Source organism: Roseobacter insulae (assembly GCF_019375555.1).
In the GTDB taxonomy this organism is placed as follows: Bacteria; Pseudomonadota; Alphaproteobacteria; order Rhodobacterales; family Rhodobacteraceae; genus Roseobacter; species Roseobacter insulae.
On sequence record NZ_JAHXDN010000005.1, the window covers coordinates 40443 to 55196 of the forward strand.

15 protein-coding genes and 3 pseudogenes are annotated in these 14754 nt (G+C 55.1%); 10 read left to right on the top strand and 8 right to left on the bottom strand.

Annotation, left to right across the window (positions count from 1 at the left end; translation table 11 throughout):
• Window positions 1-12: 12 nt before the first annotated feature.
• Both zrgA and KX928_RS17275 read right to left on the bottom strand, forming a co-directional pair.
• A complete protein-coding gene (zrgA, locus tag KX928_RS17270) occupies window positions 13-645 on the bottom strand; it encodes a zinc uptake protein ZrgA (protein WP_219505212.1) in 633 nt (210 codons plus the stop codon).
• A gap of 31 nt (window positions 646-676) precedes the next feature.
• The gene (locus KX928_RS17275) at window positions 677-1063 is read right to left on the bottom strand and encodes a Fur family transcriptional regulator (protein ID WP_219505213.1); all 387 of its coding nucleotides are present in this window, start codon (window positions 1061-1063) and stop codon (window positions 677-679) included.
• Between the two features lie 163 nt (window positions 1064-1226).
• Here KX928_RS17275 and KX928_RS24095 point away from each other — a divergent pair.
• Window positions 1227-1634, top strand: a pseudogene (locus KX928_RS24095) (transposase family protein); the annotation flags it as partial.
• 97 nt (window positions 1635-1731) lie between these two features.
• Here the strand turns inward: KX928_RS24095 and KX928_RS17280 are convergent.
• Window positions 1732-2214 carry a chemotaxis protein CheW gene (locus tag KX928_RS17280; RefSeq protein WP_219505214.1) on the bottom strand — a complete coding sequence of 161 codons (483 nt, stop codon included), beginning with the start codon at window positions 2212-2214 and terminating at the stop codon, window positions 1732-1734.
• A 64-nt stretch (window positions 2215-2278) separates the two neighbouring features.
• Complete coding sequence (locus KX928_RS17285; protein WP_257883906.1) at window positions 2279-4669, bottom strand: methyl-accepting chemotaxis protein; 2391 nt, start codon at window positions 4667-4669, stop codon at window positions 2279-2281.
• Between the two features lie 909 nt (window positions 4670-5578).
• On the opposite strand from KX928_RS17285, the gene KX928_RS17290 reads away from it, so the two are divergent.
• From KX928_RS17290 to KX928_RS17305, 4 genes are all read left to right on the top strand, one after another.
• Window positions 5579-6049: a DUF1348 family protein gene (locus KX928_RS17290; RefSeq protein WP_308342391.1), complete on the top strand. Its 471-nt coding sequence runs from the start codon at window positions 5579-5581 to the stop codon at window positions 6047-6049.
• Between the two features lie 174 nt (window positions 6050-6223).
• Entirely contained in the window at window positions 6224-7087 is an 864-nt protein-coding gene (locus tag KX928_RS17295; protein ID WP_219505216.1) for a cysteine hydrolase family protein, read from the top strand.
• A 53-nt stretch (window positions 7088-7140) separates the two neighbouring features.
• A complete protein-coding gene (locus KX928_RS17300; protein WP_219505217.1) occupies window positions 7141-7620 on the top strand; it encodes a YHS domain-containing (seleno)protein in 480 nt (159 codons plus the stop codon).
• A gap of 133 nt (window positions 7621-7753) precedes the next feature.
• Window positions 7754-8323, top strand: a complete 570-nt coding sequence (locus tag KX928_RS17305; RefSeq protein WP_219505218.1) for a carboxymuconolactone decarboxylase family protein — start codon at window positions 7754-7756, stop codon at window positions 8321-8323.
• A gap of 144 nt (window positions 8324-8467) precedes the next feature.
• Here KX928_RS17305 and KX928_RS17310 read toward each other — a convergent pair.
• Window positions 8468-8703 (bottom strand): annotated as a pseudogene (locus KX928_RS17310) (transposase); the annotation flags it as partial.
• On the opposite strand from KX928_RS17310, the gene KX928_RS17315 reads away from it, so the two are divergent.
• From KX928_RS17315 to KX928_RS17325, 3 genes are all read left to right on the top strand, one after another.
• On the top strand, window positions 8691-9380 hold the full coding sequence (locus tag KX928_RS17315) for a Rossmann-like fold-containing protein (protein WP_219505220.1): 690 nt from the start codon (window positions 8691-8693) through the stop codon (window positions 9378-9380). The pseudogene KX928_RS17310 and the gene KX928_RS17315 overlap by 13 nt on opposite strands.
• A complete protein-coding gene (locus tag KX928_RS17320; RefSeq protein WP_219505222.1) occupies window positions 9340-9936 on the top strand; it encodes an alpha-ketoglutarate-dependent dioxygenase AlkB in 597 nt (198 codons plus the stop codon). Before KX928_RS17315 ends, KX928_RS17320 begins: the two co-directional genes overlap by 41 nt.
• 92 nt (window positions 9937-10028) lie before the next feature.
• Window positions 10029-10496 (top strand): Arm DNA-binding domain-containing protein, encoded by a 468-nt coding sequence (locus tag KX928_RS17325; protein WP_257883907.1) that lies wholly within the window; start codon window positions 10029-10031, stop codon window positions 10494-10496.
• Here the strand turns inward: KX928_RS17325 and KX928_RS17330 are convergent.
• Window positions 10441-11950, bottom strand: a pseudogene (locus KX928_RS17330) (IS3 family transposase). The gene KX928_RS17325 and the pseudogene KX928_RS17330 overlap by 56 nt on opposite strands.
• Before the next feature lie 183 nt (window positions 11951-12133).
• Here KX928_RS17330 and KX928_RS24100 point away from each other — a divergent pair.
• Together KX928_RS24100 and KX928_RS17340 are read left to right on the top strand one after the other, a co-directional pair.
• A complete protein-coding gene (locus KX928_RS24100; RefSeq protein ID WP_257883908.1) occupies window positions 12134-12394 on the top strand; it encodes a hypothetical protein in 261 nt (86 codons plus the stop codon).
• A 477-nt stretch (window positions 12395-12871) separates the two neighbouring features.
• Window positions 12872-14029: a tyrosine-type recombinase/integrase gene (locus KX928_RS17340; RefSeq protein ID WP_257883909.1), complete on the top strand. Its 1158-nt coding sequence runs from the start codon at window positions 12872-12874 to the stop codon at window positions 14027-14029.
• A gap of 29 nt (window positions 14030-14058) precedes the next feature.
• Here the strand turns inward: KX928_RS17340 and KX928_RS17345 are convergent, their stop codons facing one another.
• Complete coding sequence (locus tag KX928_RS17345; protein WP_219505228.1) at window positions 14059-14304, bottom strand: conjugal transfer protein TraD; 246 nt, start codon at window positions 14302-14304, stop codon at window positions 14059-14061.
• A gap of 1 nt (window position 14305) precedes the next feature.
• A complete protein-coding gene (locus KX928_RS17350; protein ID WP_219505231.1) occupies window positions 14306-14632 on the bottom strand; it encodes a conjugal transfer protein TraD in 327 nt (108 codons plus the stop codon).
• Window positions 14633-14754 lie beyond the last annotated feature (122 nt).

Consider the following 14754-nt stretch of genomic DNA (forward strand, 5'->3'; position numbering starts at 1 on the left):
CCGGATCAGGGCTCAGAACATGTCGCGCAGATCGAGCGTCGGTGCAGCACGCTGGACCTCGAAGGCAGCAGCACCCTGGTCAGAAATCACCTGCACCTCCAGTTCCAGCGCGTTTGGGAATGCGTCAAAATAGGCAAAGGTGATCAGGTTGGCCTGCGCCGGGTCAGCGCAGTTCAACAGATACTCAGCATGAAACTCCGTATGGCTCGCAGCTGCTACGTCGTCTGCATGGTCGTGGTCTTCGTCTTCGTGTGCAGCGTGTTCTTCGCCTTCATGACCGTCGTCCTCGTGCTCTGCATGATCTTCATGTCCATGATCATCATGCGCCTCTTCACTCTCCAAGGACGCGCTTGCCTGCACAACGCTGCACCCAGCGACAGCAGGCAGGGCAAACAGATCAAGAGGCCGGGCCAGGGTTGCCACCGCCGCATCCACCTTCGCGCGATCTTCAGCGCTTTCGGCAGCGTATTCGAATCCGACGATATCCGCCCCGGGCGCGTGCAGTTCCATCGCGATCTGGCTGCCGTCAATGGCGATGTCCAGCTGGCCCACACCGTGTTCATGAGCGTCCAACTGACGGGGTTCTTCGGCGGCAACAGCACTTGCAGTGACAATGAAAAAAGCGGCAGGGGCGAGTCTGGTCATGGCTTTGATCCTATTTGGAGGTCTGGAAGTTTTATGTCGCGCAGGCTTGGCAGCGACCGTGAATTTCGACGATGTGGCGCGTGGCCTGAAATGCCGATTGCGCAGAAAGGGCTTTGAGTTTCGGCAAGAGCGGCGAGCCATCGTGTTCCTCGACGGTGCCGCATTCCTCGCAGACGGCGAGCACAGGAACCGATGCCGCGTGATCACAGCGGCACGGTACAAATGCCTTCAAGGATTCCAACTTGTGAGCCCGACCCTGTTCCGTCAGCGCAGCGAGAGTGCGGTAGATCGTCGGCGCTGCAAGAGCAGGTTCGGCAAGTTTCATTTTGTCCAAAATGGCATAAGCAGTCATGGGTTTGTCGTGCTTTTTCAGCACTTTCAAAACATCTGATTGTCGTGTTGCCGCCTGCTTACGCATTAAGCGCCCCCTAGTAAATAACGCGATTCATTTGTTATTTTATAATATAATTTTCTTACTCTTGGCAATTCAGTAATGCTCTGCCGATGCGTTTAGGACACTGACATATTTTCTCCTTTCTGGGTATCACTCCGGCCGCACAAATCTACGATAAGGTGAGGTTCTGACCGGGCAAGGTATGCCACGTCTTGATGTGACCCGGCAGATCGGTGTGACGGAGCAAACCTGTTACCATTTCAGGAAGAATCACGGTGGAGCGGGCACAGATCAAATCAAAGAACTGAAGCGCCTGCTGAATGAGAGAACGCGTGCGCAAGGCAGTCTCCGATCTGACGCATGACAAGCTGATCCTGGCGGAAGCTGCGAAGGGAAACGTCTGAGCGCCGCCGGACGTCGCGTCTGCATTGGTCGAGTTCGAATTGACCTGACTGTCTCAGCGGAGCGGGCTCGCCGGGTTCCAAGGCATCGTTCGACGCAGCGCAAAGTCTCGGTGGGCCGTGCTGATGACGAAATCCTGGTGTCTGACATGATCGAACCGACCCGGCAATTTGGTCGATATGGGTATCGCAGATAGAACAGCTATTCATGCATGCTGCAATAATACAAGTCAGGTAGAAAACGGCTGTCTGAGCGAAGACAGGCTTTCACGAACCACCGGTCAAATCCGCTCAGGCGCTGACCAGTCTTTCGGGCGTTGCGACCGTCGAAGGCATAACGGATGACAGCTCCAGCACACGTATCATCTTCTCTCCGATGATCGTCAAAGCCCGCACACATGGATCATCATTGCCTTTGGCCGCTTCTGGTGGTTGCTGCATCTCTTCTTGTGACGGCGCGATTATGTCGGACACGGCATCAACCAATAATCCAACTGTTCTATTGTCTACTTCGGTCACTATGATGACACTTCTTTCGTTGACCTCCGGCGTCTTCAATCCAAGCCGGGCTGCCAGATCCAGCAATGGTAGAACATCCCCACGCAAGTTGATCACGCCGAGAATATGCGCAGGGGTATCGGGTAATTCCGACGGTGTTGTCCAGCCTCGGATTTCCCGGGTTGAAGCAACATCGATTGCATAATCCTGACCTCCCACTCTAAAGGAGAGCAACTCGATGATCGTTGGTTTCTGGCTTGCGTCTACATCCGACATGGGCGGACCTCTCATATATTGGCCTGTACGGGGCGTACAGACAAACCCCACGCACCTGGTCTGATCAGAATTCTTCCCAATCGTCGTCCAAGACGGGCTGACCACCTGCTACAGCAGCGACCTTTTGCGAATGCTGGGTTGGTACACGTGGTTCGTCTACGAATACTTCAGCCTGGAGGCTGTCCGCCGACGGGCTCCCTTTCGATACACCGTGGAACTGCTGCAAGGCTTTCGCCAGCGTGGTGGCCTCGCCGCTCATCGACACACTGGCTGCATTCATCTCTTCTAGGGAGGCCGCATTCGTCTGCGCTGATTTGTCAATGGAACTTACGGCGGTATTAACCTCCTCGATACCCAAGGACTGTTGTTCTACCGCCAGAGCAATCTCAGAGATTTGGCCAGAAGCAACCTCAACTTCAGAAATGATGCTTTCCAGAGCCTTGCGCGACTGGGCCACCTTCTCGACCCCAACTTCAACGCTGTGATTGTTCTGGTCGATGACCTGACTGATTTCCTGTACTGCTTCTTGCGAACGTTGCGCCAGCGCCCGGACTTCGGAGGCCACCACGGAGAATCCGCGTCCGGCTTCGCCGGCACGGGCCGCTTCGACGCCTGCATTCAGGGCCAGCAGGTTAATCTGGAAGGCGATATCTTCGATCACTTTGACGACGCGATTGATCTGCTCCGACGCTTCGGTCATCGCGTTGATCGATTCCCCGGTTTCGTTGGACACCTCGCGAGCCTTATCTGCGCTTTCACGCACTTTCTTCGTCGCGTCATTGGCAGATTTCGCGTTTTCGACAACCTGGCGAATGCTTGCAGTGATCTGTTCGACCGCAGCAGAGGTTTCTTCCACCGCTGCCGCCTGATCTTCTGCACGCTTGGCCATGTCATTGGACGATTTCTCAAGATGAGACGCGTTTCCAGACACGCTCTGCCCGCTTTCCATGATGTCCGCCATCGTCGCCGAAAGCGCCGTCAGGGCCATGTTGAAGTCATCCTTCATCCTGAGGAATGCGCCCTTGCGATCCCCGTCGATCCGGATGCCGAGGTTGCCTTGTGACAACTCCCCGATGCTTCTGACGATGTCATCGATGTTGGTCTCGGTCTGCTCCAGCAACTGGTTGATCACCTCTGCCAGCCCGACAAGCCCCTGATCATCAAGATCCTTTGACATGCGGCTGGAGAAGTTGCCGTCGGCGGCCTCGCCCAGCACACGTTCCATGTCGTTCTGGAAATTCTGCAGTCTCTGCATCCGCGCGCGTTCCGCCTCGCGTTCCTGCTCTTCTGCTGCGCGTTTCTCTTTTTCAAGCTCAGCTTCACGCGCCCGCTCGGCTTTCTCGCGCTCGCGCTCGGCTTTTTCTTTCTCCTTGACTTCCATGTTCACGTCGCGTGCCTTGCGAGCGTTTTCGAGGAAAACAACCATGGCATTGGTCATCATGCCAATCTCATGTTTGTCCTCGCTCTTCTCGATCTCGACATCGAGGTTACCATCGGCCAGTTCCGTCATGCCTTTGGTGATGGTGAAGAGGCGGGTGGAGATACTTCTTGAGCTGAAAAAGGCTAGCAGCCCGCCAACCACAACACCGACGACAACCATTGCAATCACAATAACAAATGACTGTTTTGCGATTTTCAAACCGGTGTCACCGAGTTGCTTTTGGTGGTGCGATATCGCTTCTACGGCATTGTGGATCAACATCAGAGCCGCAGGGCCAAGTTCGTCCATCTTGCTGTATTGTTCGTTTTGAGCAAGTATGACGCTGGTCACTTCCTCAAGAGCATTGTCAAAACGGTCCATGTCAGCAAGCGTGGCTTCGGCCAGCTCCAGTCTGTGCGGGTCCTGCAACTCGGACAGCAGCTTCACCATGTCGCCTCGGGCAATTTCAATCTTCTCATGCGACTTCGCTGTGTCGACGGGATCATTCGTCACCAGAAAATGCTCCAGATGCAGGCGGCTTAGCAGTAGATCTCGCATCGCCAGGCCAGCAACTGAACTTGCCAGAGGATCATTGTCGCGTAGCGCGGATTCCATAATTTCAGACAGTTGCTCTCGCGCCTTAGAACCGATGGCGACGATATTCTCGACCAAAGCGACAGTTTCATTTTGAAGCGTCACTGCCCGCAGCATCGAAGCCTCGTATTCAGCCAGCAACGGGGGGATATCTTCAAGGCCCTCCTGTTCAGGAAAGCCCTCCAGCAACTCAAACATCTCTTTTTCAATGGCCGTGATTTTGGCCAGGTTCTCAGAAACCTTGGCCACATGCTCTTCATTTTGGTCAAACCGATAGTGGAGCGCTGCGGTTCGAGCCAGATCAAGGTCTTCCATCATTTTGCCCGCCATGACGCCGCCGCTGGCCACCGCGCGGTATTCAGTGAAGGTTAGGGCCAGCCCCCTCGTCTCAAATGATGCGAAGCCTCCTACCATAATGATGATAGCGACTAAGGCGCCCATGCTAGAAAAAATTAGTCTTGAGATGGACACTTGGCAGCTCCGATAATCTGGTTACATCATGATCGACACAGACCGCTAGCAGCAAAACCTTAACAATAAGATACCTTTAGAATCCCCGTTTCCCTGCATGAAGGCCCCAGCCCGCAACAGCAAAAGTATTCAAATTTGCAAACTCACATGAAGCTGAGAGATTCCTTTCACGCCTGCTTTTTTGAAGGGCCCCTTCGAAAAATGCAGGGGATCACCATCAAACCGATCATTCGCCATGATGTAGATAGACGTCGATGACAACTGCACTGTGGCGCTTTCGATGGTGATGGAGCAGGAGCATCCGCTTTACGGTCGCGGCAAGTGACGTATAGCTGGAACACGTCGTGACCCTCAGTCAGTGGCTGGCGGGCGCCGATTACCCGTCCTTCTTCACCCGCGAAGTCTAAGAACGGCGAGGATGTCCATAGCTATGTTGTGGAAGCCGTTCCAATAGAAGACTTCCAGCGATTTTTACCAATTCATCGCGTTTGGTTTGTCACATGATTCGCGGCTATATTTACCGATCGGTTCACCCAGATAGCTACATTAGGTCTTTTTACGCTTCACTAACTAATTGAAAAACAATGGATAACGATTCCGCGTTTTCGGTTTCAGATATTTTTGACAGCCAGATTATTGACAAGGTTAACAGATCGGTACATTTTGTAGAAAGTTAACAGATCGGTTAACCCAGCAATACCAAAAGGAGCACCCCCGGATGCCACATACCAATTCACTGCCAGCGACCTCCCCTGCGCACGGCGTGGACACGGATTATGCGCATCGCCCTCCATTTGCTCTCATAGTGTTGTCATTGCAGCGCCCAGCTCCGGTTTCCGCCTTCCAAACGGAGCCGGGCGCTCACGGCTCATCTGATGGATACACCATGCAAAGACCGCCACTTTCACCGTTCCCAGAAAAAAAACTGCAGAAAAAGTCCGTAAGGGCGAAGACGCCTGGCGTGCAAAAAACTCCGGAAAAGTTTCTCCCGCCAATTCGCCCGAAAGCGTCTGGAGAAACCGGGCCAACATTGTTCAGGGACGCGAGGCCATCGTCCAATTTTTGAAGGAAAAGTGGGCTCGCGCTCTTGAGTACCGTCTGATCAAGGACTTCTGGGCCTTTGCAGGCAGCAGGATCGCGATGCGCTGTGCGTATGGGTGGCGTAGCGACAGCAACCAGTGGTTGCGACCTTACGGGAATGAAAATTGGGAGTTCAACAATAATGGGCTTATTCCGCGGCGCATCGCCTCAATCCACGACCTGCCAATCCCTGAAAATGAACTGTTGTTTCACAGGGCGGGAAACACCCGAGCAAGTGACCAAAGAGGGCTGAGCGAACTCGGCCTTTAAGAGGACAAGAGATTTCGGCGCTTCCGAGAGATCGTCGACCTCAAAAGGAAAGCGGAACCAACTCACTGGTAACGCGGCCAAAATGGCCGCGAACGGTCAGGCTTTGGCAAATCCGCGGCCCTGCCCCCTGGCGCATATTCTGCGTCGTTCAATTGAGACCAAAGGAGACTGAAAATGACACAACATCATAACCACGATCACACTTGCGAATGTGGACATACCGAAGAAAGCGTCGATCTTGCGCGCCGCCGTGTACTGGCTGGCGTTGCCGCTGCCGGTGCGGCTGGCGCCGCAACAGTAGCGGGAACCTCTCTGCAAGCGGCCACCGACGAAGCGAAGGCTGCCTACGCCGATCCGGAAAACCCCGGTTTGCCACAGGTGGACATGGACATCTCGCCTGGCCGCACGGCCTTGGTGGTTACAGATCCCCAGATCGACTTTCTGTCTGAAGATGGCGTCACATGGGGTGTTGTCGGCGAAAGCGTGACCGAACAAGGTACAGTGGACAACATTGAACGCCTGTTCATCGCCGCCAAAGCCGCTGGCATGCCGGTGTTTATCTCACCGCACTACTACTATCCGCACGATCACAAGTGGCAATTCGAAGGCACGCTGGAAAAGACGATGCATGCCATCGGCATGTTCGACCGGCTTGGACCGCTCAATCTCGACAATTTCGAAGGGTCAGGCGCGGACTGGATGCCACAATATAAAAAATATATCGAAGATGGCGAAACCATCGTTTGCTCGCCCCATAAAGTTTACAGCCCAGCCCAGAACGATTTGAACCTGCAGCTGCGCAAACGCGGTATCGACAAGGTGATCCTCGCGGGAATGTCCGCCAACCTCTGCACCCAGGCTCATCTCTACGAGATGTTGGAACTCGGATACGAAGTGGCGGTCGTTCGAGATGCGACCGCAGGTGCCAAAGTACCCGAAGGCGATGGCTACCTCGCGGCGATCATCAACTTCCGCATGGTCGCAAACGGCGTTTGGTGGACGGATGATGCGGTCAAGCGCATCAGCAATTCCGCCTAAGCAAATCGCTCAAATATTTCTCCCCAACCCACCAAAAAAGAAAGACTTATCTCATGAAACCCTCCCTGTTTTTTCAAGCATTATCTGTTGCGGTCGCCATTTCCACGGCTGCCTTCGCTGCCGACGAATACAACGTTGGAAACGGTTTGACACTGAATGGCAATCCATTGGGCATGCACGGCGTTGACCCGATTTCGATGTTCGACAGCAATGCCCCGTCACAGGGTGATGCTGTCTACACGTCGACCCATGACGGTGTGGACTACTATTTTGCTTCAGTTGAAGCACAACAAACGTTTGAGGTCGATCCGCAGAAGTACCTGCCCCAGTTCGGCGGATTCTGCGCCTTTGGCGTCTATGTCGGCAAAAAACTCGACGGAGACGTACGATACGCGGACATCGTCGAGGGGAAGCTCTACCTCTTCGTCAACGCCGCGATCCTAGAGAAATACCGCGAAGACCCCCAGGCGGTTATCGCGGGCGCCAACGCAAAATGGCCGGAGATCATGAACAGCTCTGTTGGTGCTCTCTGAAACCAAACACGTTCCTTCGCGGCGGCGAGGACGCCGGTCTAAGCCGTCGCATTCACCTCATCTCAATCATAGGTTTGCTGCCTCCTGTCCCGACAATGCGATGCATGGCAGCTCCCAACTACAGGACACAGACATGACTGACTTTACACTACATACAATTGACGGCGCACCCGCGGCCGCAAAGCCAATCCTGCAAGGTTCGCAAAAAGCACTGGGCTTTGTTCCAAATCTATATGCTACAATGGCGGAGGCTCCGACCATCCTCGAAGGCTACACTGCTTTGTCCAATATATTCGCCAAAACAGATCTTTCGGAAACCGAGCGGCAGATCATCTTGATGACGAACAATCGGCTGAACGGCTGCGAATACTGCATGGCAGCCCACACGACCCTTTCCCAGATGGGTGGCGTTTCTGAAGATGTCATCGAGGCGTTGCGCAATGGCACACCAATCGCAGACAGAAAGCTAGAAGCCTTGCGCCAGTTCGCCGTCGTGATCAACGAAAGCCGCGGCTGGCCAAGCGATGCTCAGATCGCCGCGCTTCTGGACGCAGGTTACGCGCGCCAAACTGTGCTGGAGGTTATTTTGGGCACTGCGCTGAAAACGCTATCGAACTATACCAACCATGTTGCAGAAACTGAGCTAGATCCGGCTTTCGTTGCCAATTCCTGGGCTGGACCGGTCGCCACAGCTGCGGAGTGATTGTGTTTTAGGTCACTACCTGTGAAACCAGCCAAGCAGTGCGGCGGCATGATCGATTTTTGCGAGATCATGCCGCCGAAAGCACGTTACGGTTCCAATTACCCGGGAGGGGCGCCAGTGAATTTGGATACACATAAGACCGCCTTTGATCTCTTGAGCCTCGCGACACAGATCCTTGACCCCGCTGGTTGCAGCCGCACGGGGCGGTATATCCCGTCAGACCTGTCTTCCCAGCTTCGAGGAACTTCCTTCGACCAACTGTAATAAGGGCTCTGAGCAATCCCCTCTCGGCGGCACAGCGCGGCAATGCCGTCCTCGCCGTTGAGGCCGCCCAGCACAATCCTGATCTTCACTTCGGCTGTGGTTCGTGACGCATGAATTTCGAGGGGCTTCGCTGCATGATGCGGTTCAGCAGGCCGTGGGCCGTAATGCGCCGATCTTTGAACAGAAGAAACTCAACAATGTCACGCAAAAGTTTGATTTTGCTGCCCGCGCTCGCCTTGGTAGCGCATTGATTGTTGGCGAAGGGGACATCAGCTTTGCGTTGGCCTTGGCGCGCCTGAAAGGTGTGACCCCATCATGTCTTCTCGCCACTGCCTACGAGAATGAGGTTGATCTGGGCAACACGGCATATGACAATGCTGCGAAGTTGCTGAAACTTGGCGCGCAGGTCAAAACTGGGGTCGATGCAACGTGTTTGTCAAAGCCAATCGGGCAGCGTCGGTTTCGCACCATCATCTTCCAGTTTCCAAATGTCACATCACGCGAGGCGCTCTACGGTCAAAATCCCAATCATGTTCTTGTGACACGCTTTCTGAAAAGCAGCCGCGCCCACCTGAAATCCGGTGGCCTTGTCGTCATCTCAACAGTGGATAACCCTTTCTGCGAAGGCGCGTTCAAGATGGATGACGCAGCCAAGAAGGCTGGCTTTGAAGCTCCAGACATCTATACTTTCAATCCCAAAGACTATCCGGCCTATTCTCATCAGAACACGGCTGATGAGGAGTCAGCGATAAATGAGCACACAGCTTTCGCAACTATCGGTTTTTCAACCTGATCTGCCCCCGGGCTTAGAATACTTGCCCGATTTCATTTCAGCCGGAGAAGCCGATTATCTGGTGCACAATATTGATGCGCAAGCTTGGCGCAGCGATCTGAAACGGCGCGTGCAGCACTACGGCTATCGCTACGACTACAAGGCAAGGCAGGCCAGCGAAGAAGACTATATCGGTCGGCTTCCCCCGTTTTTGCGAGGCTTGGCAGAGCGACTAGCTTATGCTGGTAATTTCGGCTCCGTCCCAGATCAGGTCATAGTGAACGAATACATGCCGGGTCAGGGCATATCGGCGCATGTGGATTGCAGGCCCTGTTTTGGTGCTGTGATCGCGTCTTTGAGCCTAATGTCGCCTTGCGTGATGCGTCTGGAGAATATCAAAGTCAGTCAACAAACTGACTTGGTCCTTGAGCCGGGTAGCTTGCTCATTCTCTCCGGTGAAGCGCGTCATGTTTGGACTCATGCCATTCCTGCGCGTAAAAGTGATATGGTGAAAGGCGAGAAGCAACTCCGATCCCGGCGATTATCACTCACATTCCGTGAGATGCGTTTCGACTGAATTCGCGCAGGCCCGTTCAGGGGGTTTCCTGCCAATGCGCCCTTTCAAGTTGTACCCTGACACGCGGATTCTGGGTATCTTACGATATCTGTATGAAACAAATGCTGACCACCAAATCACTCGACGCGATGCTCCCGGCGACAACAAAAAGGTACGAGGTGCGTGTCCAAAAGGTAAACGGCCTGCATGTGCGTGTATCGACCACAGGTGCCAAGGTTTTCTACACGTTAGTCCGCCCGAATGGCTCGCGCAGGCGCATCAAAACCGGCCCTTACCCTGTGGTCTCCCTAGCTAACGCCAGACGCAACGCGATGGAAATAGCGCGCGATGTCGAGTTGGGCGAGTTCGAGAATGCCCCGGAGATTTCAGAGGCATCGGCCCCGACGTTGGGCGAGATATTCCCCAAGTTCATCAAGCTACACGCCAAGCCTGTCCGTCGTCAGGGATTTTGGGACAGATGGCGACCTGAGCTAAGTGAGGGTCTGGCTCATCTGGTTCATGTGATTATGCGGCGGCTTTGCGGTGAAGCCAGCGTCGCGTTTCGATGGTCTTCCGTTTGATCCTTTCCATTGACCGGCAGTTGATTGCGCAGCAATCAATGAGAGGGACGTTGTTTCAGAATGGTTTCGCTCCGTCCGAAGTAGACATCGGCTGGGGTGAGGTTCTGCAGGCTCTCGTGGTAGCGCCGGTGGTTGTCATGATCGACGAAGGCGTCGATCTGTCGGCTGAGCTCGCCGGGCAGGTAGTCGTTTTCCAGCAGGGTAAGGAGGATCAGGAAAGGCCCCAGTGGGGCGTTTCCCCGACGCACGTTCTTCAAGGTCTTGTGCCAACGTTCCACTGCCCGGCAGTTGATTGCGCAGCAATCAATGAGAGGGATCTTCCCCTGAGTTTGCGGGTGATACGGGGCACCTCGGACATGATCAATCTGCCGATCTTCCAGCCAATCGGCCAGTTCGCCCGAGATGTAGCTTGATCCGTTATCGCTGAGCAGCCGTGGCTTGTGCAGAACCGTCGCCTGATCACAGCCTGAAGCCTGCAGAGCCAAGTCCAGCGTGTCGGTCACGTCACCGGCCTTCATTGTGGTGCAGAGCTTCCAGCTGATGATGTAGCGGCTGTAATCATCCAGGATCGTCGACAGATAGAACCAGCCCCAGCCGATGACCTTCAGGTAAGTGAAGTCGGTCTGCCAGAGTTGGTTCGGCCGAGTGGTCTTGTCGTGGAACTCGTCTGCGGCTGACAGAACCACATAGGCGGGGCTGGTGATCAGATCATAGGATTTGAGGATGCGATAGACCGAAGCCTCTGACACAAAGTACTTTTCCGTGTCTGTGAAGCGTACAGCCAACTCGCGCGGCGACAAATCGCTTTCCTTCAGGGCCAGGTCCTTGATCTTCTCTCGAACCGGCTCGGGAATGCGGTTCCAGACCCGTGAAGGCTTGGGACTACGATCCTCAAGCGCCTCGAGGCCATCGGACAGATATCGGTCATACCAGCGATAGAAGGTGGTCCTGGGAATGCCCAGCTTGTCCAAAGTGCGCTTGGTCGGCTGGTGAGACCCCTCGACGAGGCGGATGATCTCCAGCTTCTCAGATGCTGGATACCTCATTCGTCGTCGCCCCCATCCCCGAGCATGCTTTTTTTGAGAAGGCGTAGTTCCAGGGCCTGCTCGGCCACGACCTCCTTCAGGTCCCGTGACTCACGGCGAAGACTTTTGACCTCATTGGACGTCGCCTCACGGGCCGTGTCCCCGGCAAGGCGCTTCTTCCCGGCTTCGAGGAACTCCTTCGACCAGCTGTAATACAGGCTCTGAGCGATGCCCTCCCGCCGACACAGCTCGGCATTCGACCATTGTCCTCGGACCAATGGCGGACAAGGTCTCATTGTCCTCGCCCTTCAGGCCGTCCAGCACGATCCTGATCTTCTCTTCCGCTGAATACTGCTTGCGCGTGGCTCGGCGGATGTCTTTGACGACCTTCTCACCGTGGTTCCGCTTGGTTCCGGGTTTCTTTCTCATCTCCACTCCTTGGTGGTTACGATGTGCCAGAAACCCTCTCTTATCAAATCGACCTAATCTGTCCCATTGGCGCTGACGTTAGACAAGCAGTTCGTTTCATTCCCACGCCAAATTGACCAATCGAGTGTTTGGTGAAGTGAATTTCTTCGGCCTTCCAAATCGAAAGGCGTATTCTCTAGCGGTATGTCGGAAAAACCCGCCGCAATTGTCGACAATAGTAAATCCATCTTTGGAAAAATCTATTCTAACCTGCAGATCGGAGAAGTCGCCGTTCTCTCGAGTTCGTTTCGCGCCATCGACACAGTTATCTATGAGGTCATGAACTGCCTGTTGAAGTGGGATGTCCCTTATCAACATGTCAACAAAGAAGCCTTTTTCGGCGACGCTGAAATCGGTTTGGATTGCTCTTCAGCCATAGAAATCACTCTTCGCCCCATACATTGACTTTCGGCTTCATACAGCCACCCACTGCCGACTCTGTCAACAAATGGCTGTCTAGATTTGCCTTGTGGGTTTTCTGCGCTTGAACACTACCGAAGGGATTGAGCTTCCATGAGTCCTAAGCACGATCAAGCACGGCCTCGAAACCGCCAGCCAGCATGATGTCCAATTGGAGAACCTTGTGATGTCCGAAAAGACCTGGCCAAACCTGTGACGCAAGCCGCCAACTGAAATGCTACCCGAATGATACCTAGAGCAAGCAAACCCGCGCAAATCCGTCGCGATTAACCCAGCAAATCCTTGAAACTATTTGATTTAAGTGGTGCCCGGGGGCGGCATGGCATTCCAGTCCCAGCAAGCCCCACGCAACACCATAGTCCACTGTAATAAAGGTGTTTTCCTGATCCAATGATCTCAGGGAAACTTGCGCCGTCGCAGCAAATCCTATATCCATTGGGGGATAATCTGGGGGATAAAGCTTTGGGGAACCTAACAGCCCTCTTCATCAAATCCGCGCCACCCGGCAAGCATGAAGATGGCAATGGCCTGCGCCTGATCAAGCGCGAGGGCGGCGGCGGTCAATGGGTTTTCCGCTACACGCTTTATGGACGTCGTCGGGAGATGGGTCTTGGAGGCTTGAAGGCGCTCTCCCTGAAGGACGCCCGTGACCTCGCGTCCGAGTATCGGACTTTGGTCGCCAAAGGCAAAGACCCCATTGAACATCGGCGAAAGCAACGCCGAGACGCCATGCGCAACCTCCATCTCCTCAAGGACATCGCCATGGACGCCTTCGAGAGCCGCAAGGCCGATCTTAAGGGGGATGGCGCTGCGGGACGATGGTACAGTCCACTAGAGCACCATGTGCTGCCCAAACTTGGGCGCATGCCTGTCGCCGAGATCACCCAAAGCGATATACGGGACGCCCTGATGCCGATCTGGCATTCAAAGGCCGCGACCGCCACGAAGGCCGCCAATCGCCTCAAGATCGTGTTGGACCATGCAGCCGCTCTGGGCCTCGATGTTGATCTGCAGGCGGTCGCCAAAGCGAAGCAACTCCTGGGTCGGCAGCGGCATCAGGTCACGTCGATCCCAAGTATGCCATGGGCGGATGTTCCAGACTTCTATGCCTCGTTGGACGAGCCGACGATTACAAATCTGGCGCTGCGGCTTCTCATCCTTACAGGGCTGCGCTCCCGGCCCGTGCGATTTACTCGACTGGAAGAAATCGACGGGAATATCTGGATCGTACCCGCCGGGAACATGAAGGCACGCCTCGGCGCTGCGGAAGATTTCCGCGTTCCTCTCAGCGAGGAAGCGCAACGGATCATCGACCTCGCCCGCCCCTACGAGCGCGATGGGTATCTGTTTCCGTCGGTTCGCAAGGGAGTCATCAGTGATGCGACGATGGCGCGGCTGATGGAGCGCAGGAGGCTTGAAGCCCGTCCGCATGGCTTCAGATCCAGTCTGCGGACATGGCTTGCCGAAGAGACAGACGCCCCGCATGAGGTGGCAGAAATGGTCTTGGCGCACCTATCCGACAGTAAGGTGGTCCGGACCTATCGCCAGACCGATTTTCTCGATCAGCGGCGGCCTTTGATGGACCGCTGGGCAAAGTTTTGCACGGGGCAATGCCCCTGACACGTCGCTGGCCGCCAACCTCTGGACCATTACCGGCCCAAGGGTCCGTCTCCTTTCTGATCTTCCTCAAACGCCCTCTTCCCCTTTTCGGCCCAGACTTCACGCGCATGATCGCCCTGGTCGCTTTGCAGTTTGTCGGCCATCCAGAGCAGTGCGCCGTAGATCAGGGCGCGGTCGTCACCGGTGAGCTCCACGACGCGCGACTTGACGAGAAGGCCTCCAAGTTCGATCAGATGCCGTGTGCGCTTGCGGCGTTCGACCTGCCAATTGCGCATATCACGCCGCGCCTTTGTCGCCTGATGCCGGTTGCGTGCCGCTCGGTTGCGCCGGAGTGCTTTTCGCGTTGCGGTCAGCCGTTTTCTGAGATCGCCGCGACCGGCGCTGAAAGAACGCGGCCCCGCGTTTTGCCCATGCCTCCCTTTTGCCGGTGTCCGTGGTCTCGGCCAGCACGATCAGTGCGCCCGCCAGTTCGTCGGCGCTGAACGCATCGGCGCCTGTAGCGATCACCAACTCGCCAAGCTGTTGCACCTTGCGGGTCTTGAGCTCTTTCGCCTTCGCTTCCAGTCCTTTCAATTCCGCATCATAATCCCGTGGTTTACGCATTCCGGCCTCCATAACCTGTTGATGCCGTCAGGATAGCGGGGCGTCTTGTAGAAGGCAGCAGAGTTGCCAGGACGGATGGGGACGCGCCGGTCCTTCCCGAGATTTTATTGAGGGAGGGCGCG

Bases quoted from the DNA above. Each gene is read 5' to 3' on its own strand.
- zrgA (WP_219505212.1), bottom strand. From the start codon at position 645: ATGACCAGACTCGCCCCTGCCGCTTTTTTCATTGTCACTGCAAGTGCT.
- KX928_RS17275 (WP_219505213.1), bottom strand. From the start codon at position 1,063: ATGCGTAAGCAGGCGGCAACACGACAATCAGATGTTTTGAAAGTGCTG.
- KX928_RS17280 (WP_219505214.1), bottom strand. From the start codon at position 2,214: ATGTCGGATGTAGACGCAAGCCAGAAACCAACGATCATCGAGTTGCTC.
- KX928_RS17285 (WP_257883906.1), bottom strand. From the start codon at position 4,669: ATGGGCGCCTTAGTCGCTATCATCATTATGGTAGGAGGCTTCGCATCA.
- KX928_RS17295 (WP_219505216.1), top strand. From the start codon at position 6,224: ATGACACAACATCATAACCACGATCACACTTGCGAATGTGGACATACC.
- KX928_RS17300 (WP_219505217.1), top strand. From the start codon at position 7,141: ATGAAACCCTCCCTGTTTTTTCAAGCATTATCTGTTGCGGTCGCCATT.
- KX928_RS17305 (WP_219505218.1), top strand. From the start codon at position 7,754: ATGACTGACTTTACACTACATACAATTGACGGCGCACCCGCGGCCGCA.
- KX928_RS17320 (WP_219505222.1), top strand. From the start codon at position 9,340: ATGAGCACACAGCTTTCGCAACTATCGGTTTTTCAACCTGATCTGCCC.
- KX928_RS17325 (WP_257883907.1), top strand. From the start codon at position 10,029: ATGAAACAAATGCTGACCACCAAATCACTCGACGCGATGCTCCCGGCG.
- KX928_RS24100 (WP_257883908.1), top strand. From the start codon at position 12,134: ATGTCGGAAAAACCCGCCGCAATTGTCGACAATAGTAAATCCATCTTT.
- KX928_RS17345 (WP_219505228.1), bottom strand. From the start codon at position 14,304: ATGCGCAATTGGCAGGTCGAACGCCGCAAGCGCACACGGCATCTGATC.
- KX928_RS17350 (WP_219505231.1), bottom strand. From the start codon at position 14,632: ATGCGTAAACCACGGGATTATGATGCGGAATTGAAAGGACTGGAAGCG.